This is a genomic window from Micromonospora sp. NPDC002575 (genome assembly GCF_042889525.1).
GTDB classification, from domain to species: domain Bacteria; phylum Actinomycetota; class Actinomycetes; order Mycobacteriales; family Micromonosporaceae; genus Micromonospora; species Micromonospora carbonacea.
This window is the reverse complement of the sequence record NZ_JBIARA010000001.1, coordinates 68,042-89,440: the sequence shown is the minus strand read 5'-3', so window position 1 is coordinate 89,440 and position 21,399 is coordinate 68,042. Positions and strand designations below refer to the sequence as shown.

Here is a 21,399-nt window from a genome sequence, read left to right as displayed (position 1 = left end):
CGATGTCGGTCGTCCCGCCGCAGGCCCCCGCCCCGTCCCCGCCGGGGAGGCCGTCGCGGCCGTGGCGGCTGCTCGACCTCGCCCTGCGGGTCGCCGGTGGCGTGGTGGCCGTGGTGGCCGCGGTGGCGACGGGCCTGCTGGAGCTGATCCTGTCGACCGTCCGGGTCTCCGGGACGCTGGTCGGCGCGTCGGTGCCGGTGGCCGTTCTCGCCAACGTCGCGCTGAGCTGGTTCGCCCACGCGGCGGTGGGCCGCCGCTGGGCGGTGGTGCTGCCCGCGACGCCGTGGTTCGTGCTGATGGGCGCGGCGGCGATCCGCACCAGCGAGGGCGACCTGCTGCTGGCCGGCGACAACTGGGTCGGGCTGGCGATGATCGTGGCGGGCGCGATGACGTTCGCGGTGATGGGGTTCCGGCAGGTGCTCGCCCCGCCACCGGCCCGTCGCGACGGGTGATGACGACGCACAGGTTGCGGTGGTAGATATTCCTGCCAGGAAGCCCGCCGTCGGGGCGGGCGGTGCGGCGGGAGGCGTGCGATGAGGGATCGGTGGCGGGCGGTCGGCGTGCTCGCGGGGGCGCTGTTCGCGGTCAACGTGGTCGCCCGGGTGGTGATCAGGCTCGGCTTCGACGGCGACGACACCGCCGCCGACCGGGTCTCGCTGGCGATGTTCCTGGCGATCGGGCTGGTCCTCGCCGTGCTGGCGTTCCGCTGGGGGCAGGACCGCCCGGTGGGCCGCTGGGCGGCCGACGTGGCCGCCGCAGTCGGGGTCGCGCTGCTGCTGACCGTCCTGGTCGGGCCGCTGCTGGTCGGGCAGAACCCGTTCGGCGGCGGCGCGGGCACCTTCTTCGCCCAGATCTGGCTCTATCTCGCGGCGACCGCCGCCGGGGTCCTCGTCGGCTACCTGACCGTCACCGCGCTCGGCCGCGACCACCGTTCCCGGATGCTCAAGCGCTACGCCGAGATCAAGACCGCCAAGCCGCGCCGCCCCGTGCGCCGCTGACCGTTTGCCCCGCCGCTCAGGGGGCGACGCGGGTGAGGTAGGTGTGGTGCGTGGTGAAGCCCAGGCTGCGGTAGAGGTTCACCGCCGGGGTGTTGCGCTGCTCCACCTGAAGGAAGACGCCGGAGGCGCCCAGGGCGGCGCCCCAGTCGGCCAGGGCGCGGATGACGTGGGTGGCCAGGCCCTGCCGGCGGGCGTGCGGCAGCGCCTCGATCAGGCTCAGCCCGAGCCAGCGCCCGTCGCCGGTGACCGTGCCCCGGCCGACGGCGAGCAGCGCGCCGTCGGCGTACACGTGGGCGAAGCGGACCTGGCCCACGGCGGTGAGCACGTCGCGGGCGGCGTCCGGGAGGCCGCCCTTGCGCCCGGCGGCGACCGCGAGCCAGTCGTCGGACGGCGCGGCGGCCAGCTCCACCGGCGGCAGGTCGGCCCGCCCCGGCGCGGCCGGCGGGGTGCCGGCCCCGCCGGTCGGCGGCCCGGCCCGGCCCGGCGAGTTGTGGCCCGCCGGGGCGTGGTCCGGGTCCGGCGGCGTGCCAAGGCGGCTGGGCGGCGGGTCGGCCCGGCCGGCGCGCGGCTCGGGGCGGCCGGCGCGCAGCGGGGCGAGCGGCGCGGTCTGCACCAGCACCGGTGGCCGGGAGGCCCAGCCCCGCGCGTCCAGCTCGGCGCCGACGGGGGCGGCGAGCGGCAGCGGCGTGTTGACCATGGCGGGCTGCCCGAGGTCGGCGTACCAGCGCTCGACGGCGTCCAGCGCGGCCGGCAGCGGCCGGTCCGGGTCGCCGACCGGCAGCGCCGAGTTGGCCCGCCCGCTCCACCCCTCGGCGCTGCGCAGCAGCCAGTCGCCGAGCCGGCCCCGCGTGGGCGCCGGCCACGCCTCGTCGGCGGCCAGCTCCAGCGCCACGACGGCGGCGGCGGTCGGCCGGCGCGCCGGCGGCACCCGCTTGGCCCGGTGCACCTCGGCCACCGGCACCCGCAGCCGGCCCTGGTCGGTGGCCAGGGTGACGTGGGTCTCGGTCAGCTCGACCAGCTCGCCGAGGGCATCGGAAAAGAGCGGACGACCTTCGCGAATCCCCACAATCCGGCGGACCACGATCCGGTGTCCCACATCCTGCTGTCGGAGCACGATCGACCCCCTCCCCGGCGAGATACTAGGCTCTAACCGTCGCGGGTGATCGCGGCGTGTCTTGCGGAGGAGAAGACCGGTGACCTACATCATCGCCGAGCCCTGCGTGGATGTGCTCGACAAGGCATGCATCGAGGAATGCCCGGTCGACTGCATCTACGAGGGCAACCGGATGCTCTACATCCACCCCGACGAGTGCGTCGACTGCGGTGCCTGTGAGCCGGTCTGCCCGGTCGAGGCGATCTTCTACGAGGACGACGTCCCGGAGCAGTGGAAGGACTACACCGGGGCGAACTACGAGTTCTTCGAGGACCTGGGCTCGCCCGGCGGCGCCTCGAAGATCGGCAAGGTGGAGAAGGACGCGACGTTCGTCGCGGGCCAGCCGCCGCGCGGAGAGGGCCACTGAACCGGCCCGCGCCGGTCTCGTCGCGGCTGCCCGAGTTCACCTGGGACACCCTGGACGCCGCGGCCGCCCTGGCCGCGGCGCACCCGGACGGCCCGATCAACCTGTCGATGGGCACTCCGGTCGACCCGGTGCCTCCGGTGATCCGGCAGGCCCTGGCCGACGCGTCCGACGCGCCCGGATACCCGCTGACCGCCGGCACCCCCGCCCTGCGGGAGGCCGTCGCGGCGTGGGTGGCCCGGTCCTGCGGCGCGCGCGTCGACGGCCTGGGCGTGCTGCCCACCATCGGCTCCAAGGAGTTGGTGGCGTGGCTGCCCACCCTGCTCGGCCTCGGGCCCGGTGACGTCGTCGTCGTGCCGTCGATCTGCTACCCGACGTACGAGGACGGGGCGCGGATCGCCGGGGCCACCACCGTGCGCACCGACTCGTTGACCGCGCTCGGCCCCGACCCCCGGGTCCGCCTGGTCTGGGTCAACTCGCCCGGCAACCCGACCGGCCGGGTGCTGCCCGCCAACCACCTGCGCAAGGTGGTGGACTGGGCGCGGGAGCGGGGGGCCGTCGTGGCCAGCGACGAGTGCTACCTGCCGCTGGGCTGGTCGGCCGCCGCCGAGCCGGTCTCGGTGCTCGCGCCCGAGGTGAGCGGCGGGTCATACGACGGGCTGCTGGCCGTGCACTCGCTGTCCAAGCGCTCCAACCTGGCCGGCTACCGCGCGGGCTTCGTCGCCGGCGACCCCGCCCTCGTGGCGGAGCTGCTGAAGGTGCGCAAGCACGCCGGCATGATCGTGCCGGCCCCGGTGCAGGCGGCGATGATCGCCGCGCTGGGCGACCAGGAGCACGCCGACGCCCAGCGGGAGCGCTACCGGGCGCGGCGGGAGCGGCTGCTGGCCGCGTTCACCGGGGCCGGGTTCACCGTCGAACACTCCGAGGCCGGGCTCTACCTGTGGCTGACCCGGGGCGAGGACTGCTGGGCGACCGTCGACTGGCTGGCCCGCCGGGGCATCCTGGTCGCGGCCGGCGTCTTCTACGGGCCGGGCGGCGCGCAGCACGTCCGGGCGGCGCTGACCGAGTCCGACGAGCACGTCGCGGCGGTCGCCGCCCGCCTCGCCCAGCCCTGACGGCGCGTGATGGTGGAGATGCTCCGGGCCGCAGTGGTGGGCACCGGGCTCATCGGCGGCTCGATCCTGCTCCGGCTGCGGGAGCGGGGCCTCGACGTCGCCGGCTGGGACCCGGACGCCGCCACCCGGGCGGAGGGCCGCGCGCGGGGCGTCGTCTTCCCCGACGCGCTCGCCGACGCCGTCCGCGACCGGGATGTGGTGTTCCTCTGCGGCCCGCTGTCCAGCCTGCCGGAGGCCCTGCACAACGTCAGCGGGCTGACCGGCCCCGGCTGCGTGCTCACCGACGTCGGCAGCACCAAGGGCGGGATCGCCGCGTACGCGGCGGCGCACGGGCTGACCGGCCGGTTCGTGCCGGGACACCCGATGGCGGGGACGGAGCGCGCCGGGCTGACCGCCGCCAGCCCCGCCCTCTTCGACGGCGCGGCCTGGGTGCTCTGCCCCACGGCGGCGGGCCTCGACCGGTTCCGGACGCTGGCCGCGCTGCTCGTCGACGTGTTCGGCGCGCGGGTCGTACCGCTGGATCCGGACGCCCACGACGCGGCGGCGGCCCTCGCCTCGCACCTGCCGCACCTGCTGGCCGGTGCCCTGGCCGCCACGGTGGCGGAGGCCGACCTGCGCGACGCCGCGCTGGGGCTGGCCGCCGGCAGCTTCCGCGACGGCACCCGCGTCGTCGGCACGCCGGCCGCCCGCACGGTGGACATGCTGCTGAACAACCGCGACCAGGTGCTCGCCCAGCTCGACCGGGTGACCGGTCTCCTCGACCGGTACGCTGCCGCGCTGCGCGGCGGCGACGCGCCGGCCCTGGCCGACCTCCAGCAGCGGGCGCGCGGGCTCCGGCTGGCGCTGCTCGACCGGGAGCTGCCCGCCGCAGCCCCCCGCACCTTCCCGCGGGCCGGAGAGGCCGACGGAGCGAAGGCCGACGGCGGCGCGGCGCACGGCGCGGCCGTCGACGGTGAGCTGGCGTACCTGCTGGAGCTCGGTGCGGCCGGCGGCTACCTGACCGGCTGCACGGTCACCGACGCGACGGTGACCTACGCGGCCCACCTGCCCGCCGCCCAGCCGCCCGCCACCCACCTGCCCGCCGCCCCGGGTTAGGAAGGGGCCCCTGCTCTACAGAATGCGTTAACAAGGTGCCCTTCCTTTAGGGTGAAGGCATGGTGGACGGACCGGTCGTGGCGGTGCGCGGCGAGGCGTACCGGGAGGTTCCGCCCGAGCTGGCGCGGTTCACGGTGACCGCGACGGCCCGGGACCGCAGCCGGGAGGCCGTCCTGAGCCGGCTGGCCGAGCGGGCCGCGGCCGTGCGGGTGCTGCTCGACGCCGCCGAGCCGGCAGTGGACCGCCGGGAGACCGGCGACCTGCGGGTGTGGCCGCAGACGCGCCGCTCCGGCGAGCGGGTGGTGGCCTGGCACGGCAGCGTCGCCACCACCGTCACCGTCACCGACTTCACCGCGCTGGGCGAGTTGATGCTGCGGCTGGCCGACCAGGACCAGGTCGAGATCGCCGGCCCGTGGTGGTCGCTGCGGCCGGACAGCCCGGCCCACCGCGACGCCCGGCACGCCGCGATCGCCGACGCGCTGGCCCGCGCCCGGGAGTACGCGGAGGCGCTCGGCGCGCGCGTGACCGCCCTGCTGGAGCTGGCCGACACCGGGGCGGCCCCGCAGCCGATGTTCGCCCGTGCCGCGTTCGCCGGGGGCGGCGCGGAGTCCGGCGGCCCGCCGGAGCTGGACCTGGACCCGCAGCCGCAGGCCGTGCACGCGGCGGTGGACGCCCGGTTCACGATCTCCGAGCCGGTGCTGGGCTGATGCCGGCCGCCGACGTGCTGGCCGTCGAGGAGCTGGTGGCGCGGGCCCGCGCCCTCGCCGACGCCGGTCCCCGCCAGCTGCTGGGCATCGCGGGCGCGCCCGGGGCGGGCAAGTCGACGCTGGCCGAGCGGGTCGTCGCCGAGCTGGGCGGGGTGGCCCGGCTGGTGCCGATGGACGGGTTCCACCTGGCGCAGGCGGAGCTGCGCCGGCTGGGCCTGGACGCGCGCAAGGGCGCGGTGGACACGTTCGACGTGACCGGGTATGTGGCGCTGCTGCGCCGGCTGCACCGGCTGGAGCCGACCTCGGTGTGGGCCCCGGAGTTCCGCCGGGACCTGGAGGAGCCGGTCGCGGGGGCGATCGAGGTGCCGCCGGAGGTCCGGCTGGTGGTGACCGAGGGCAACTACCTGCTGCTGCCGGACTACCCGTGGGACGAGGTGCGGTCGCTGCTGCACGAGGCGTGGTTCCTGGACCTGGACGCCGAGGTGCGGCACCGCCGGCTGACCGCCCGGCACGAGGCGTACGGGCGGTCGCCGGAGCAGGCGCGGGCCTGGGCGCTGGGCAGCGACGAGACCAACGCGGCCGTGGTGGCGGGCACCGCCGGCCGGGCGGACCTGGTGGTCCGGTTGGCCGACCCGCCGCCGGCCTGACCCGGGGCGGCGGCACCGGCCCGCGCCCCGCCGGGCGGGTCAGCCGACGCCCTGCCGGGGTGTCGGGACGCCGCGCCGCAGCAGCCAGGTCACCCGGGCCCGCTCGCGGCGGAACTCGGCGGCATCCGGGTAGGCGCTGTGGTTGCGGATCGGCGGGTCGGCGACCTCCCCGCCGGTGGGGTGCAGCGCGTCCGGGTCGTGGACGGGCAGGTTCCGTTCGCCGGCCGTCACCGGCCAGCCCAGCGGGTCGGTGTCCCGCCAGAAGTTGGTCCAGCCGGGCCGCCCGGACGGCCCGCGCAGCGCGTCGGCCAGCGCCGGCAGCCGGTCCGGCCCGAAGTACGCGGGGAAGATCCGCCCGTACAGCCGGGTGAGCTGGCAGCCGTAGGAGAAGAACCAGATCCGTCGCCGCCAGCGGGCGGGGAGCTGGAGGAGCACCGCCGCGCAGATCACCGCGCCCTGGCTGTGCCCGGAGAGGATGATCCCGTCGACCCGGCGCGGGTCGTGCTCGCCGAGCGCGAGCAGGCCGGCGGTGCGGGTCTGGAGTTCCGGCACCGCCCGTTCGGCGTAGCTGGGCGGGGCGAGGGGGTGCGCGGCCCGTGGCCAGAAGGTGCCGATGTCCCAGAGCACGCCGACCGAGCGGCGCACGGTGTCGTTGCGGTAGACCATGAGCCCCACGGCGGCGATGGCCACCGGCAGCCAGCCGAGCAGGGTGTCGCCGGCGTCGGCCACCGCCTTGACCACCGTCGGCCACCCGGTCACGGTGGCGGCGTCGGGCGGGACGTGGGAGAGGGCGGCGGCGGCGCCGAGGGTGGCGAGCGCGGCGCCGACCACCGCGTACCAGCCGATGAGGCGCAGGGCGTGCTCGCCCACCAGCCGGTGCAGCGCCCGGTACGCGCTCACGTCGCGGCAGCGCCGCCGGTCGTGCGCGGAGAGGGTGTTGTCGCCGGGCACCAGCTCGGCGTACTCCTGCCGGCGGAGCCGGTGGAACAGCAGGCCGGCGCGGAGCGCGACCCCGGCCAGGGCGAGCACCGCGACGGCGAAGGCGAGGCCGGCCCACATCACCGGCAGCGGCGGGACCACCCCGGTCCGGCCGCCCGCCGGATTGCCGTCGGTGAGCCGGTCGGTGACCCAGTAGAGCACCCCGGAGCAGTACGCGATGCCGAGCAGCCAGCCGAACCCGGCGATCACCGCCGGCCCGCGCCCGCCCCAGCCGAGGTCGGCGTGCGGCTGCCCGGGGCGCGGCGGCGCGGCGGGGCCGGTGCGGGGCAGCAGCAGCCCGCCGCCGGCCAGCGCGATCGCGGGGACGGTGAGCATCCAGTCGTCCAGCCGTTGCGGGGCCGGCGGGACGGCGGGCAGCCAGCCGGCGATCCAGGCGACGCCGAGCGGCAGCAGCAGCGCGGCGGCGACCGGCGCGGCCAGCGCCCGCCGGCCGGACCGGGCCACCGCGCCGATGGCGGCGAGCAGGAGCACCTGGCCGGTGCCGTACCAGGCGATGATCCAGTCGTAGCCGGGCAGCGAGCGGTCGACGAGGCAGCCGGCCTGCGCCGGGTCGCGGATGCACCCGGCGGGCGGGCGCAGTTGCGCCAGCGGGATGCCGGCCGGGCCGTCGGGCAGCAGCAGGAGCAGCACCGTGCCGGTCACCCCGGCGCAGGTGAGCACGATGACCGCCGCGCTCCACGGGCCGAGGGGGGTGTCACCGGCGCGGCGGCTGAGCCAGGGGCGGCCCAGGGCCACCACGGCGATCAGCACCACCGCGCCGAGCAGCGCCACGGTGGGCCAGGCGACGGCGGCCCGTACGCCCAGCGGCGGGTCCATGGCGAGGACCGTGCCGAGCGGCACGGCCGCCGCGATCACCGCGCCGACGCAGAGGTGCAGCACCCCGGCGCGGCGCAGCTGCCCCTCGCCGCACCAGAAGGTGGGGTCCTGCAACGGGTTGGCGGTGGCGGCCTGCTCCGGTGGGCGGCCGTCGCCGGGGGGCGTCGCGCCGGCCGGGGCGGGGTCGGCCGCCGGGCGGGTGGCCGGCGCGGCCGGCATCTCCGCCTCGTACTGGTAGGTGCGCCAGGCGAGCAGGCCGAGCAGGGCCAGCAGGCCGAGCGGGATCGCGAGGCCGACGACGAGGGAGTGTGCGCCCTGCCGCCACCAGCCGTGGGCGAGGAACTCCCACACGCCCGGGACGCGGCGCAGGCACTCGTCGTCGACGCACTGCCAGGCGACGAGGTCCACGCCGATGCCGGTGGCGGCGAGGACCAGCGTCCCGGTGAGGCTGAGGCAGAACAGCCGGACCAGCCAGGCGGTGATCCCGGACCGGCTGCCCCAGCGCTCCTCGTCGGGGTCCGGCGGGATGCCGGGCCGGGCGTGCAGCGCCACGTTCGCCAGCGTGAAGGGCAGCAGCAGCGTCCACAGGGCCCGCTCGACGTCCCGTGCGGTCCGCGCGCCGGAGGTCAACTGCCCCCAGCTGTACGCCTCGACGACCACCGAGTCGTCCGGCCCGACGTCGGTGGAGCGGTAGAAGCCGGTCACCTCGTCGCCGGCGACGAGCCAGGGGCGGGGGTCCTCGTCGCCGGGCTGTGGGGCCAGGCCGAGCACCTGGTCCGGGGGAGTGTTGGACACCCCGTGTACGCGTAGTTCGAGCACCCGACCGGCCATCGGTGCCTCCTTGTGATGGCTCCACTACCCAGAGTGCACCCTGCGGGGCTGCTTCGGCCACCCTGGGGCGAGATGTTTTCGCAGGTGGGGGCCCCTGATGGCCGGAGCTGCGGCGGCTCAGCCGATGGTGCGTACCACGCGGGCGGGGTTGCCCACGGCGACGACGTTCGCCGGCAGGTCGCGGGTCACCACGGCCCCGGCGCCGACCACGGTGTTGTCGCCGATGGTGACCCCGGCGAGCACGATCACCCCGCCGCCGAGCCAGACGTTGTCGCCGAGGGTGATCGGCTGGGCCGCCTCCCACTTCTGCCGCCGGGGCTCCGGGTCGACGGGGTGGGTGGCCGTCAGGAGCTGCACGTTCGGTCCGATCTGGACGTCCGCGCCGATGGTGATGGGGGCGACGTCGAGGAAGACGGCGTTGAAGTTGACGAACCCGCGCGGCCCGAGGTGGATGTGCCAGCCGTAGTCGCAGTGCAACGGCGGGCGGACCACGGTGTCCTCGCCGACCGAGCCGAGCAGCTCGCGCAGCGCGGCCAGCCGGGCTTGCGGGTCGGTGGCGGAGCTGCGGTTGAACGCCTCGTTGCGGCGCGCGGCGAGGTCCAGGTCGGCCGTGAGCTCGGGGCCCTCGGCGCGGTAGAGCTCGCCGGCCAGCATGCGGTCCTTCATGGAGGTCATCGGACGATGATGCCCGGTCGGATCTCGGCTCTGTGCGGAGTTCGTCACGTTTATGTCTTCACCTATGCATACCGAGTATGTAATTCTTCTCCTGTCAATGCGACCCCGTCATTGATGACGCCGCACGAGGAGGATCGAGTTGCATCGAAAGGGAAGAAAACCGGCCAGCCTGGCGCTGGCCCTGGGCCTGCTGCTCGCCGCGCCCCTGACCGCCCCGGCCGCCGCCGCCCCGGCCGCGACCCCCGCAGCCGGGTCGCCCGGCACGCCCGCCGCCGCGCCCGGCGGCGCCGGCGCGGCGGGGCCCGTCGCCGGCCGGCCGGCCACCGTCACCCTGGTCACCGGCGACCGGGTCACCGTCACCGGCTCCGGCACGGTGAGCATCCGCCCCGGCGCGGGGCGCGACAAGCTGCGCTTCCTGGTCCGGCGCGACCGGGGCCACGTCACCGTGCAGCCGCAGGACGCCCTGCCCCTGCTGCGCTCCGGCCGGGTGGACCCCCGGCTGTTCGACGTGACCGAGCTGATCGCCGCCGGCTACGACGACGCCCGCCGCGACAGCCTGCCGCTGCTGGTGTCGTACCGGCCGGGCGACGCCCGCCGGGCCGTCGCCGGCATCGCCGGCACCCGGGTCACCCGCGACCTGCCGGCCATCCGGGGCGCGGCCGTGACGGCCGAGAAGGCCCGGGCCGGCGCGGTCTGGGGCGCGATGACCACCGGCCGGGCGGCGGCCCGTGTCGACACGGCGGGGGGTGTCGACCGGCTCTGGCTGGACGGCAGGCGTCGGGTCACCCTCGACCACAGCGTGCCGCAGATCGGCGCGCCCACCGCATGGGCGGCCGGCCTCACCGGCAGGGGCGTCACCGTCGCGGTACTGGACACCGGCGTCGACGCCGAGCATCCCGACCTCGCCGGCCGGCTCGCCGAGTCGCGCAACTTCAGCGAGGTGGCCGAGCCGGGCGACACGATCGGCCACGGCACCCACGTCGCCTCCACCATCGCCGGCAGCGGCGCGGCCTCCGGCGGGAAGTACCGGGGCGTCGCGCCGGACGCCACGCTGGTCTCCGGCAAGGTGTGCGAGGACAACGGCTGCTCCGACTCGGCGATCCTCGCCGGCATGCAGTGGGCCGCCGTCGACAAGCGGGCCACCGTGGTCAACATGAGCCTCAGCGGCTGGGACACCCCGGAGGTCGACCCGCTGGAGGAGGCGGTGCAGACCCTCACCGCGCAGACCGGCGCCCTGTTCGTCCTCGCCGCCGGCAACTTCGGCACGGACGCCTCCGTCGGCTCACCGGCCAGCGCGGACGCCGCCCTCGCCGTCGGCGCCGTCGACCGGGACGACGAGCTGGCCGACTTCTCCAGCCGCGGGCCCCGCACCGGCGACGACGCCCTCAAGCCGGACATCACCGCCCCCGGCGTGGACATCGTCGCGGCCCGCGCCGCCGGCACCACCCTCGGCGAGCCGGTCGGCGACCGGTACGTGGCGGCCTCCGGCACGTCCATGGCCACCCCGCACGTCGCCGGCTCGGTGGCGCTGCTCGCCCAGCGGCACCCCGACTGGAAGGCCGGCGCGCTGAAGGCCACCCTGATGGCCGCCGCGAAGCCGCACCCCGAGCAGACCGCCTACCAGCAGGGCGCGGGCCGGGTCGACGTGGCCCGGGCCATCGGGCAGCAGGTCACCGGCGACCCGGTGAGCGTGTCGTTCGGGCGGGCACAGTGGCCGCACGACGACGACCCGGTGCTCGACCGCACGGTCACCTGGCACAACTCCGGGACTGCCCCGGTCACCCTCGACCTGACGATCGAGGCCACCGGGCCGGACGGCAAGCCGAGCCCCGCCGGCCTGTTCCGCCTCGGCGCGTCCCGCGTCACCGTGCCGGCCGGCGGCACGGCCGGGGTGCAGGTCAGCGCCGACACCCGCGTCGACGCCCCGGACGGCTACCACACCGGCCGGGTCGTCGCCCGCTCCGGCGACACCGTGGCGGTCACCCCGATCGCCGTGTACCGCGAGGTGGAGAGCTACGACGTCACCATCCGCCACATCGGGGTCGACGGCAAGCCCACCACCGACTACGGCACCAGCCTGATGAACCTGGACGCCTTCACCTTCCCCACCGACATCTACGGCGGCGTCTCGACGGCCACGGTGCGTCTGCCGAAGGGCCGCTACGGGCTGGGCAGCTACCTGTTCGCCACCGACGAGGCGGGCGAACCCGCCGGGGCCGCCCTGCTCGCCCAGCCCGAGCTGGTAGTCGACCGGCCGCTCACGCTCACCCTCGACGCCCGCGCTGGCAGGCCGGTGCTGGCCACGGTGCCCGAGCGCGGCGCGACGGCCGAACTGGTCGACGTGAGCGCGGTCTTCTACGGGGCCGACGACAGCATCTACTCGTACGGCCTGTGGAGCGCCGGCTTCGCCGGGGTGACCAGCGCGCAGGTCGGCCCGGCGAGCACGCCGGACCGCTTCGTGTCCACCATCGGCAGCCAGTGGGTCGACGCGGACGCCGAGAGCAGCCCATACCTCTACGCGCTGCTGGAAGCCTTCCCGGGTCGGCTGCCGACCGGCTTCGTCAAGCACTACCGCGCCAAGGACCTCGCCACCGTCGTGCACACCTTCCGGGACGCGTACCCGGGGATGGCGGCGGAACGGATCATCTACGGCGAACCGGAGTACAACACGGGCGGATCCGCGCTGGTCCTGCCCACGGCGGTGCCCGGCAAGCGGGTCGAGCACTACAGCACCAACGCCGTGAGCTGGAGCAGCGAGCTGGACTTCGGCACCCGGGCCGAGGACGGTTGGCTGGACGTGAAGGCGCTGCTGGCGTCGCCGCTGACGAGGTACCGGCCCGGGCAGACCCGGCACGAGACGTGGGGCGCCGCCCCGCTCTCGCCGTCGTTCCCGGCGCGGCGCTGGGGCACCGAGGGGATCACCCGCCAGGGCGACCTCATCGTGGTCGACCTGTCCGTGCACAGCGACGCGGCCGGGCACGTCGGCGCGTCGCTCAACGAGACCGAGTGGACCCGGCTCTACCGCGACGGGAAGCTGGTCGGCGAGAGCGGGTACGCCGGGTACGGCGACTTCGAGGTGCCCCCGGGCGCGGCGAACTACCGGGTGGAGGTCCAGGCCAGGCGCGACGTCGCCGACCTGAGCACCGAGGTGACCGCCGCGTGGACGTTCCGCTCGAAGCACGTCGCCGGTGACGAGTTCGTGCCGCAGCCGGCGACGGCGGTGCGCTTCGCCCCGGCGCTGCGCGCCGACAACAGCGCCCCGGCGGGCCGCGCCTTCACCGTGCCGGTGCGGGTCGAACCGCAGGACGGCGCGCCGACGGCGAAGGTGGCGGCGCTGACCGTCGACGCCTCCTACGACGGCGGCACGACCTGGCGCAAGGCGGAACTGCGCCGCCAGGGCGCCGGCTGGGTGGCGACGCTGCACCACCCGGCGGGCACCGGCTACGTGTCGCTGCGCGCCACCGCCAAGGACACCGCGGGCAACACGGTGACCACGCGGATCATCCAGGCGTACCGGCTGAGGTGACCCGGCGTCCGGGCCCGGCGGTCCCATCCCGTCGGGCCCGGACGTGCGGTCCTGCCGCCGGTGGTCGGCGCGTGGGCCGCCGGCGGTCGTTGGCGCCGCCCGTCAGTCGTTGGCGTGCAGTGCGGCGTTCAGCTCGATGCCCCGGCCCGTGCGCGGGCGGGCCTCCAGCGCGCCGGTGACCGAGTTGCGCCAGAACAGCAGCCCGTCGACCCCGGACAGCTCGCGGGCCTTGACCACCCGGCCGTCCGGCAGGGCGATCTTCGAGGCCGCCGTGACGTAGCAGCCCGCCTCGACCACGCAGTCGTCGCCGAGCGAGATGCCGACGCCCGCGTTCGCGCCCACCAGGCTCCGCTCGCCGATGCGCACCCGGTCGGTGCCGCCGCCGGAGAGGGTGCCCATGATCGACGCGCCGCCGCCGATGTCGGAGCCGTCGCCGACCACCACGCCCTGCACGATGCGCCCCTCGACCATCGAGGCGCCCAGCGTGCCGGCGTTGAAGTTGACGAAGCCCTCGTGCATGACCGTGGTGCCGGCGGCCAGGTGCGCGCCGAGCCGGACCCGGTCCGCGTCGGCGATGCGCACCCCGGAGGGCACCACGTAGTCGGTCATCCGGGGGAACTTGTCCACCCCGTAGACGGCCAGGTGGCGGCCGGCGGCCCGCTCGATCACCCGCAGCTCGTCGACCCGCTCCGGCGGGCACGGCCCCGCCGACGTCCAGGCCACGTTCGCCAGCTTGCCGAAGATGCCGTCGAGGTTCAGCTCGTTGGGCCGCACCAGGCGGTGGGAGAGCAGGTGCAACCTCAGGTACGCGTCGGCGGCGTCCTTGATCGGGTCGTCCAGCGAGCCGATGACGGTGACCACCTGGACCGTACGCAGGCCCGGCAGCGCCCGCTCGCCGACCGCGCCCGGCGGCAGGTCCAGCACGTCCGCCTCGTCCTCGCCCGGGACCAACGGCAGCTCGCCGAGCCCCAGCTTGCCCGTCGGATACCAGGTGTCGAGCACCTGCTCGTCAGCGGTGGTCGTGGCCAGGCCGATGCCCCACGCAGGCTGTGCAGTCGTCACGCCTGTGACGGTACCGTGCGAACCATGGAGAACCCGCTGACCCCCGAGGTCCTCGCCGATCCGGTGGCGTTGACCCGTGCACTGGTCGACATAGAGTCCGTCTCCCTCCACGAGAAGGCCATCGCCGACTGCGTCGAGCAGGTGCTGCGCGGGGTGCCGCACCTGACCACCTTCCGGCACGGCAACACCGTGATGGCGCGCACCGACCTGGGGCGGGCCTCCCGGGTCGTGCTCGCCGGGCACCTGGACACCGTTCCGCTGAACAACAACTTCCCGTCGACCATGCGCGGCGACCTCATGTACGGCTGCGGCACCTCCGACATGAAGTCCGGCGTCGCGTACGCGCTGCACCTGGCGGTCACCCTGCCCGACCCGCGCTACGACGTGACGTACTTCTTCTACGAGGCCGAGGAGATCGAGTCCAAGTACAACGGGCTCTTCCTGGTCGCCGAGGCGCACCCGGAGTGGCTCCAGGCGGACTTCGCGGTGCTGCTGGAGCCGACGTACGGCATCGTCGAGGCCGGCTGCCAGGGGACCATGCGGTCGGTGGTGACCACCACCGGCGTACGGGCCCACTCGGCGCGCTCCTGGCACGGGGTGAACGCCATCCACGGCGCGGGGGAGGTGCTGCGCCGGCTGTCGGCGTACGAGGCGCGGCGCGTCACCATCGACGGCTGCGACTACCGCGAGGGCATGAACGCGGTGCGGATCAGCGGCGGGGTCGCCGGCAACGTGGTGCCGGACCGGTGCGAGATCGAGGTCAACTACCGGTTCGCGCCCGACCGGACGCCGGCCGAGGCCGAGGCGCACCTGCGCGAGGTCTTCGACGGCTTCGAGCTGCGGGTGACCGACTTCGCCGCCGGGGCGGCGCCGGGGCTGGACGCGGCCCCGGCGAAGGAGTTCCTGGCGGCCGTCGGCGCCGCGCCGATCGGCAAGCTCGGCTGGACGGACGTGGCGCGGTTCGCCGCGCTGGGCATCCCCGCGCTGAACTTCGGCCCGGGCGACCCCAACCTGGCCCACCACCCGGACGAGCACGTCGAGATCGGCAAGATCCGCGACGGCGCGGCGACCCTGCACCGCTGGCTCGCCCCGGCCTGAGCACCCCGGCGTCGGCCCGGACGCGCCGGGGCGGCCCGCCGCACCGTGCGCCGGCCCGGGCGGGCTGGGGCGGTCCGCTGCACCGTGCGGCGGTGGGCGGGCCGCCCCGGCGACCTGCGTCGGTCAGGCGGTCGGGGTCAGGGACGACTCGGGGCGGGTGTCGGTCGGGTCGCCGGTGAGGTCGGCGACGGGGGCCTCCATCTGCCGGGCACGGCGGCGCTCGGCCACCACGTCCCGGATCCGCCGCTGCATCTGCCGACGGATCCGGATCATCTCGCTGTTGCTGATCACGCTGGCTCCTCCCCCGAAGGCGCGCGCCGGGGCATACCCGGTATATGAATGGTAAGACGTACGGGCGAGCGAATTAGTTGCCCTGGTCGCGGAAAATTTCTCCGGCCCGCCCCTGGTGCGGGCGTCGCACCCCGCAACCGCCCCTCCACTACGGTTGCTTGCATGAGTGACAGGGCTGCCAGGAGCGACAGCGGCGGGCGAGGTCCGGCCCGTGGGCCGGGGCGGGAGCGGCACCGGGGCGCGGTCACGCTGCGTCGTGGCGCGATCCCGACCAGCACCGCCGACCAGCGGCTGCTGGACTCCCGGGGCCGTGGTGACTGGAAGACGAAGGACGCCTGGCGGGCGCTGCGCATCCTGGCCGAGTTCGTGGAGGGCTTCGACACCCTGGCCGACCTGCCGCCCGCGGTCAGCGTCTTCGGCTCCGCCCGCAGCAAGCCGGACAGCCCCGAGTGCCGGCTGGCCGAGGAGTTGGGCGGCGCCCTGGCCCGCGCCGGGTACGCGGTGATCACCGGCGGCGGGCCGGGCGTGATGGAGGCGGCCAACCGGGGCGCCAGCGAGGCCGGCGGGCTGTCCGTCGGGCTCGGCATCGAGCTGCCCTTCGAGCAGGGCCTCAACGACTGGGTCGACCTGGCCATCGACTTCCGGTACTTCTTCGCCCGCAAGACCATGTTCGTCAAGTACGCGCAGGCGTTCGTGGTGCTGCCCGGCGGTTTCGGCACCATGGACGAGCTGTTCGAGGCCCTGACGCTGGTGCAGACCGGCAAGGTCACCCGGTTCCCGGTGGTGCTGATGGGCACGGACTACTGGCGGGGCCTGCTCGACTGGCTGCGCGACACGATGGCCGCCGACGGCAAGATCGGCCCGGTCGACCTGGAGCTGATCTGCCTCACCGACGACGTCGACGCCGCCGTGCGGCACATCGTGGCCGCCGAGGCGGCGCTCTCCGCCGAGCAGGAGGCGATCCGCGAGGAGGCGGTCGCGCGCACCGAGGCCGGCCAGCGGGCCGCCGATCGGGCCGACGCGGATCGGGCCGACGCGGATCGGGCCGACGCGGATCGGGCCGACGCGGATCGGGCTGATGGGGATCGGGCCGTTGTCGAGCAGGCCGCTGCCGACCAGCGGGCCGCCGCCGAGGGGGTCGCTGGTGAGGGGACCGCTGGTGAGGGGGCCGCTGTCGAGCAGGCCCGGGAGGGCTGAACCGGTGGCAGCGATCTGCGTGTTCTGCGCGTCCTCCCGTACGCTCGACCAGCGCTGGCTGGACCTCGCCGCCGAGACCGGCCGGGAGATCGCCCGGCGCGGGCACACCCTGGTCAGCGGCGGTGGCTGCGTCGGGATGATGGGGGCGGTGGCCGACGGGGCCCGGTCGGCCGGCGGCCCTACCGTCGGGGTGATCCCGCAGTCCCTGGTCGACCTGGAGGTCGCCGACCTCGCCTCGGACGAGCTGCTGGTCACCGCCAGCATGGCCGACCGCAAGACCCTGATGATCGAGAAGTCGGACGCGTTCCTCACCCTGCCCGGCGGGCTGGGCACCCTGGACGAGCTGTTCGAGGTGTGGACGACCGCCACCCTCGCCCTGCACGCCAAGCCGATGGTGCTGGTCGACGCGGACGGCTTCTACCGCCCCCTGCTCGACTGGCTCACGATGCTCACCGACCGCCACTTCCTCAAGCCGGCGGGCAAGGACCTCCTCCTGGTGGCCGACACCATCCCCGATGCCCTGACCACCCTGGAATCCCACCTCCCCTGACCGCCCCACCCACCCCGCCCGCCCCCCACCCACCCTCCCGCCCCCCACCCGCCCCGCGCGGCCCCCGCGCCCCCACCCCGCCTCGGTGATCAAGAGGTTTGCGTCAAAGTTGATTACCAAGTTGACGCAAACCTCTTGATCACCGGCGAGGGCGAGGGCGAGGGGCGGGGGTGAGGGTGAGTGGGTGTCGGTGGGGCGTGGTGGGATGGGGGGATGCAGGCGTACCGGCTGGTGCGCCGGCCTGTCGAGGCGGCCCGGGGGGGCCGTCGGCCCGACGGGGCGGCGTTGGGGGGCGGTCGGCCCGACGGGACGACGTGGGAGGACGGTCGGCCCGATGGGGCGGCGTGGGAGGGCGGTCGGCCCGACGGGGCGGCCGGGCGGGAGCGTCGGGCCGGCGGGCCGGGCGGCGATGGCGCGCAGGCCGGTCACGGGGCCGACCATGGCGGACAGGCCGCTCACAGCGGAGCTGACGCCGGCGGGCGGCTGCAGGGCGATGGCGCACGGCTGCAGGGTGACGGCGCGCAGCAGGGCGCCGGCGCGCGGCTGCAGGCTGATGGCGCGCGGCTGCAGGGCGATGGTGCGCGGGGAGCCGCGGCAGGGCCGGCGTGGGGCGACGGGTGGCGGGACGACCCGTTGCAGGCCGAGGTCGTGGCGCACACCGACGGGCCGATGCTGGTCGTCGGCGGGCCGGGCACCGGCAAGAGCAGCGTTCTGGTGGAGGCGGTCGCCGCCCGGGTGGCCGAGGGGGTCGACCCGGAGCGGGTCCTGGTGCTCACCTTCGGCCGGCGGCAGGCCACCGACCTGCGCCGGCGGATCGAGGCCCGGGTGGCCGGCGACGGGCGGCGGGTGCTGCGCGAGCCGCTGGTGCGCACCTTCCCGGCGTACGCGTACGGGCTGCTGCGCCGGGCCGCCGCCGAGCGGGGCGAGCCGTCGCCGCGCCTGCTCACCGGCCCCGAGCAGGATCTGATCATCCGGGAACTGCTGGACGTGGTCGGCGAGGAGCCCGACGACGACCCGGTCGGCTGGCCGGAGGACCTGCGCCCCGCCCTGCGTACCCGGGCGTTCGCGGCCCAGCTCCGCGACCTGCTGATGCGGGCGGCCGAGCGCGGGGTGGGCCCGGCGGAGCTGGCCCGGCTGGGCGAGCGGCTGGGCCGCGCCGACTGGCCGGCCGCCGCGCGTTTCCTGCGGGAGTACGTGGCCGTGCTCGCGCTGCGCGACGTCAGCAACCGCGGCTCGATCGCGTACGACCCGGCGGAGCTGGTCCGGGCCGCCACCGGCCTGCTGCTCGACGATCCGGGGCTGCTGGAGGCCGAGCGCCGCCGCCTCGCCCACGTCTACGTCGACGAGCTGGCCGACACCGACCCCGCCCAGCTCGACCTGCTCGCCGTGCTGGCCGGCGGCGGCAAGTCCCTGGTCGCGTTCGCCGACCCCGACTCGGCCACGTACGCGTTCCGGGGCACCGACCCGGCCGGGGTGGCCGCATTCCCGCACCGTTTCCGCACCGCCTCCGGCGCGCCGGCCGCGCAGGTCGTGCTGACCACCTCGTACCGGGCGGGGCCGGGGCTGATCGCCGGGACCCGGCGGCTCGCCGGCCGGCTGCGTGGCCCGGGGGCCCACCGGCGGCTGCGCCCGCTGCCCGACGCCCCGGCCGGCATGGTGGAGGTGCGCACCTTCCGCTCGGCCACCAGCGAGGCCGCCTGGCTGGCCCAGGCGTTGCGCGCCGCGCACCTGCTCGACGGGGTGCCGTGGTCGCGGATGGCGGTGCTGGTGCGCTCGACGGCCCGGCAGTTGCCGTCGCTGCGCCGGGCCCTGCACACGGCCGGGGTGCCGACGGTGGTGCACGGCGAGGACCTGCCGCTGCACCTCCAACCGGCGGTCGCCCCGCTGCTGCTCCTGCTGCGCTGCGCCCTGGAGCCGGCCCGGCTGGACGAGGAGGCGGCGGTGGCGCTGCTGCACTCGCCGCTGGGCGGGGCCGATCCGCTGGCCGAGCGGCGGCTGCGCCAGGGGCTGCGGGCGCTCGCCCTGGCGGTCGGGGACCGCCGCCCATCCGGCGAGCTGATCGTCGACGCGCTGCGCGATCCGGAGGAGCTGTCCGGGATCGACCGGCATTGGGCGGAGCCGGCGCAGGCGGTGGCCGGGCTGCTGGCCATCGCCCGGGAGACGGCCCAGCGGCCGGGCGTCACCGCCGAGGACGTGCTGTGGGCGGTGTGGGACGCCAGTGGGCTCGCCGAGCGCTGGGCCGGCGCGATCACGCTGGGCCGGGCGGCGACCGGGGAGCACGAGACCGCGCGGCGGTGGCGGGCGGAGGCCGCCGACCGGGATCTCGACGCCGTGTTGGTCCTCTTCGACGCGGCGGCCCGGTTCGCCGACCGGCTGCCCGGCGCGCGCACCGAGGTCTTCCTCGACCACGTGCTCGGCCAGGACCTGCCGGCCGACACCCTGGCGCCGACGGCGGACCGCGGGGAGGCCGTCCGGCTGCTCACCGCGCACGCGGCGAAGGGGCTGGAGTGGGACCTGGTCGCCGTCGCCGGGGTGCAGGAGGGCGTCTGGCCGGACCTGCGGCTGCGCGGCAGCCTGCTCGGCTCCGAACGGCTGGTGGACGTGCTCGCCGGCCGTGACGCCGGCGGACACGACACCGGCGGACACCACACCGGCGGGCACGACGTCGGCGGGGCCGGGCGGGTTTCCGGCGACGGCGGCCCCGGCCCCGGCGACGGCGGGCGGGCGGTCCGCGTCGGGCAGACCTCCGCCCTGCTCGACGAGGAGCGCCGGCTCTTCCACGTGGCGGTGACCCGGGCCCGCCGCCGGCTGCTGGTCAGCGCGGTCGCCTCGGCCGCGGTGGGCGGCGACGACCACGAGGAGCAGCCCAGCCGGTTCCTGTACGAGCTGGACCCGACCCCACCGCCGGGCGGCGACGCCGCAGGCCCGGCCCCCGGCGGCGGCCCGGACACCGCCCCCGGCGGCGGCCCGGACACCGCCCCCGGCGGCGGCCCGGACGCCGGCCCCGGCGGCGAGGCGGCTGGCGGCCCGGACGCCGCCGCCGGGGCAGGGCGCGGCGACGTGGCGGCCCGCGAGCTGGCCGAGGGCGGTACAGGGCCTGGCCGGGGGAGCCTGCCGGTGGCCGGGCCGCCCCGGGCGCTGACGCTGCCGGCGCTGGTCGCGGAGCTGCGTACCGCCGTGGCCGACCCGGCCGCGCCCTACCACCGGCGCAGCGCGGCGGCGGCCGAGCTGGCCCGCCTCGCCGCCGCCGGGGTGCCCGGCGCGCACCCCGACGACTGGTGGGGGCTGCGCGGGCTCTCCGACGACCGGCCGCTGGTCGACGAGGGCGAGCCGGTGCGGGTGACCCCGTCGGGCATGGACAGCGCGCTGCGGTGCAGCCTGCGCTGGCTGCTGGAGCGGCACGGCGGCAGCGGCCCGGCCAGCGCCGCGCAGGGGGTGGGCAACCTGGTGCACGCCGCCGCGATGCTCGCCGAGGATGCCAGCGCCGACCGGTCCGCGCTGCTGGAGTACGTCTCGGCCCGGTTCGACGCGATCGAGCTGGCCGCCCGGTGGATGGTGGGCCCCGAGCGGGAGCGCGCCGAGGCGATGGTGGACAAGCTGCTGCGCTGGCTGGCCGGCAACCCGCGCCGGCTGCTGGCCATCGAGCACGAGTTCGCCGTACGCCTGGACGACCCGCAGCGGCCCGTCGAACTCACCGGCCGGGTGGACCGGCTGGAGGTCGACGCCGACGGCCGGCTGGTGGTGGTCGACCTGAAGACGGGCAAGTCCACCGTGGTCACCGAGCGGGAGATCGGCGAGCACCCGCAGCTCGGGGCGTACCAGGCGGCGGTCGAGGCGGGGGCGTTCGCCGAGTTCGGCGACGAGTCCGGCGGGGCGGCCCTGGTGCAGCTCGGCACGGGGGCGCGCGACGCCCGCGAGCAGAGCCAGCCGGCGGCGGGGCAGGGGCCGGCGGCCGGCTGGGCGACGGCGCTGGTCCGGCGCACCGCCGATACGATGGCCGCCGCTACCTTCGCCGCGGTCGCCAACTCGAAGTGCCGGGTCTGCCCGGTGCGCACGAGCTGCCCGGTGTCCGGGCAGGGGCGTCAGGTGGTCGAGCCGCCGACCCCCCGCCGCGAGCAGTCAGAGTGAGCGCGAGGAGTGAGCTTGCGAGCCCCGCAGTCGCGAACTGAGATGAACCTGTGAGCGCGAGGAGTGAGCTTGCGAGCCCCGCAGTCGCGAACTGAGATGAACCTGTGAGCGCGAGGAGTGAGCTTGCGAGCCCCGCAGTCGCGAACT

General features: G+C 76.2%; 16 protein-coding genes and 1 pseudogene. 12 read left to right on the top strand and 5 right to left on the bottom strand.

Annotation, left to right across the window (positions count from 1 at the left end; all coding sequences use genetic code 11):
- Nucleotides 1-2 precede the first annotated feature (2 nt).
- Nucleotides 3-452, top strand: a complete 450-nt coding sequence (locus tag ACFYWL_RS00420; protein WP_386966663.1) for a hypothetical protein — start codon at nt 3-5, stop codon at nt 450-452.
- Nucleotides 453-533: 81 nt separating this feature from the next.
- Entirely contained in the window at nt 534-998 is a 465-nt protein-coding gene (locus ACFYWL_RS00415) for a hypothetical protein (RefSeq protein ID WP_386965366.1), read from the top strand.
- 16 nt (nt 999-1,014) lie between these two features.
- Here the strand turns inward: ACFYWL_RS00415 and ACFYWL_RS00410 are convergent, their stop codons facing one another.
- Entirely contained in the window at nt 1,015-2,112 is a 1,098-nt protein-coding gene (locus ACFYWL_RS00410; RefSeq protein ID WP_386965363.1) for a GNAT family N-acetyltransferase, read from the bottom strand.
- Between the two features lie 79 nt (nt 2,113-2,191).
- Between ACFYWL_RS00410 and fdxA the strand changes: the two genes are divergently transcribed.
- From fdxA to ACFYWL_RS00385, 5 genes are read left to right on the top strand one after another with little or no spacing between them, the layout of a single operon-like run.
- The gene (gene fdxA / locus ACFYWL_RS00405) at nt 2,192-2,518 is read left to right on the top strand and encodes a ferredoxin (protein WP_007072862.1); all 327 of its coding nucleotides are present in this window, start codon (nt 2,192-2,194) and stop codon (nt 2,516-2,518) included.
- Nucleotides 2,515-3,630 carry a succinyldiaminopimelate transaminase gene (dapC, locus tag ACFYWL_RS00400; RefSeq protein WP_386966660.1) on the top strand — a complete coding sequence of 372 codons (1,116 nt, stop codon included), beginning with the start codon at nt 2,515-2,517 and terminating at the stop codon, nt 3,628-3,630. The genes fdxA and dapC overlap by 4 nt, the downstream gene beginning before the upstream one ends.
- Before the next feature lie 18 nt (nt 3,631-3,648).
- On the top strand, nt 3,649-4,725 hold the full coding sequence (locus ACFYWL_RS00395; protein ID WP_386965360.1) for a prephenate dehydrogenase: 1,077 nt from the start codon (nt 3,649-3,651) through the stop codon (nt 4,723-4,725).
- A 59-nt stretch (nt 4,726-4,784) separates the two neighbouring features.
- Nucleotides 4,785-5,432 (top strand): SIMPL domain-containing protein, encoded by a 648-nt coding sequence (locus ACFYWL_RS00390; RefSeq protein ID WP_386965358.1) that lies wholly within the window; start codon nt 4,785-4,787, stop codon nt 5,430-5,432.
- A complete protein-coding gene (locus ACFYWL_RS00385; RefSeq protein ID WP_386965355.1) occupies nt 5,432-6,079 on the top strand; it encodes a nucleoside/nucleotide kinase family protein in 648 nt (215 codons plus the stop codon). Before ACFYWL_RS00390 ends, ACFYWL_RS00385 begins: the two co-directional genes overlap by 1 nt.
- Nucleotides 6,080-6,118: 39 nt before the next feature.
- On the opposite strand, the gene ACFYWL_RS00380 is transcribed toward ACFYWL_RS00385, so the two are convergent.
- Nucleotides 6,119-8,725 carry a hypothetical protein gene (locus tag ACFYWL_RS00380; protein ID WP_386965352.1) on the bottom strand — a complete coding sequence of 869 codons (2,607 nt, stop codon included), beginning with the start codon at nt 8,723-8,725 and terminating at the stop codon, nt 6,119-6,121.
- A gap of 117 nt (nt 8,726-8,842) precedes the next feature.
- Entirely contained in the window at nt 8,843-9,400 is a 558-nt protein-coding gene (locus ACFYWL_RS00375) for a sugar O-acetyltransferase (RefSeq protein WP_386965349.1), read from the bottom strand.
- Between the two features lie 190 nt (nt 9,401-9,590).
- Here ACFYWL_RS00375 and ACFYWL_RS00370 point away from each other — a divergent pair, with 190 nt between their 5' ends.
- Entirely contained in the window at nt 9,591-12,926 is a 3,336-nt protein-coding gene (locus ACFYWL_RS00370; RefSeq protein ID WP_386966657.1) for a S8 family serine peptidase, read from the top strand.
- A gap of 102 nt (nt 12,927-13,028) precedes the next feature.
- Here ACFYWL_RS00370 and dapD read toward each other — a convergent pair whose 3' ends face one another.
- Complete coding sequence (gene dapD / locus ACFYWL_RS00365) at nt 13,029-13,988, bottom strand: 2,3,4,5-tetrahydropyridine-2,6-dicarboxylate N-succinyltransferase (RefSeq protein WP_386965346.1); 960 nt, start codon at nt 13,986-13,988, stop codon at nt 13,029-13,031.
- A gap of 24 nt (nt 13,989-14,012) precedes the next feature.
- Between dapD and dapE the strand changes: the two genes are divergently transcribed.
- On the top strand, nt 14,013-15,086 hold the full coding sequence (gene dapE / locus ACFYWL_RS00360; protein WP_386965343.1) for a succinyl-diaminopimelate desuccinylase: 1,074 nt from the start codon (nt 14,013-14,015) through the stop codon (nt 15,084-15,086).
- Nucleotides 15,087-15,209: 123 nt separating this feature from the next.
- Here the strand turns inward: dapE and ACFYWL_RS00355 are convergent, their stop codons facing one another.
- The gene (locus tag ACFYWL_RS00355) at nt 15,210-15,377 is read right to left on the bottom strand and encodes a hypothetical protein (protein ID WP_176734749.1); all 168 of its coding nucleotides are present in this window, start codon (nt 15,375-15,377) and stop codon (nt 15,210-15,212) included.
- A 162-nt stretch (nt 15,378-15,539) separates the two neighbouring features.
- Between ACFYWL_RS00355 and ACFYWL_RS00350 the strand changes: the two are divergent.
- The 3 genes and pseudogenes from ACFYWL_RS00350 to ACFYWL_RS00340 form a co-directional block, all read left to right on the top strand.
- Nucleotides 15,540-16,385 (top strand): annotated as a pseudogene (locus tag ACFYWL_RS00350) (TIGR00730 family Rossman fold protein); the annotation flags it as partial.
- A gap of 193 nt (nt 16,386-16,578) precedes the next feature.
- A complete protein-coding gene (locus tag ACFYWL_RS00345) occupies nt 16,579-17,124 on the top strand; it encodes a TIGR00730 family Rossman fold protein (RefSeq protein WP_386965339.1) in 546 nt (181 codons plus the stop codon).
- 669 nt (nt 17,125-17,793) lie between these two features.
- Nucleotides 17,794-21,252: an ATP-dependent helicase gene (locus ACFYWL_RS00340; RefSeq protein WP_386966654.1), complete on the top strand. Its 3,459-nt coding sequence runs from the start codon at nt 17,794-17,796 to the stop codon at nt 21,250-21,252.
- Nucleotides 21,253-21,399 lie beyond the last annotated feature (147 nt).

What these genes read in the sequence shown, in the direction of transcription:
- ACFYWL_RS00420 (WP_386966663.1), top strand. Translation starts at nt 3, where the DNA reads ATGTCGGTCGTCCCGCCGCAGGCCCCCGCCCCGTCCCCGCCGGGGAGG.
- ACFYWL_RS00415 (WP_386965366.1), top strand. Translation starts at nt 534, where the DNA reads ATGAGGGATCGGTGGCGGGCGGTCGGCGTGCTCGCGGGGGCGCTGTTC.
- ACFYWL_RS00395 (WP_386965360.1), top strand. Translation starts at nt 3,649, where the DNA reads ATGCTCCGGGCCGCAGTGGTGGGCACCGGGCTCATCGGCGGCTCGATC.
- ACFYWL_RS00390 (WP_386965358.1), top strand. Translation starts at nt 4,785, where the DNA reads ATGGTGGACGGACCGGTCGTGGCGGTGCGCGGCGAGGCGTACCGGGAG.
- ACFYWL_RS00385 (WP_386965355.1), top strand. Translation starts at nt 5,432, where the DNA reads ATGCCGGCCGCCGACGTGCTGGCCGTCGAGGAGCTGGTGGCGCGGGCC.
- ACFYWL_RS00380 (WP_386965352.1), bottom strand. Translation starts at nt 8,725, where the DNA reads ATGGCCGGTCGGGTGCTCGAACTACGCGTACACGGGGTGTCCAACACT.
- ACFYWL_RS00375 (WP_386965349.1), bottom strand. Translation starts at nt 9,400, where the DNA reads ATGACCTCCATGAAGGACCGCATGCTGGCCGGCGAGCTCTACCGCGCC.
- dapE (WP_386965343.1), top strand. Translation starts at nt 14,013, where the DNA reads ATGGAGAACCCGCTGACCCCCGAGGTCCTCGCCGATCCGGTGGCGTTG.
- ACFYWL_RS00340 (WP_386966654.1), top strand. Translation starts at nt 17,794, where the DNA reads ATGCTGGTCGTCGGCGGGCCGGGCACCGGCAAGAGCAGCGTTCTGGTG.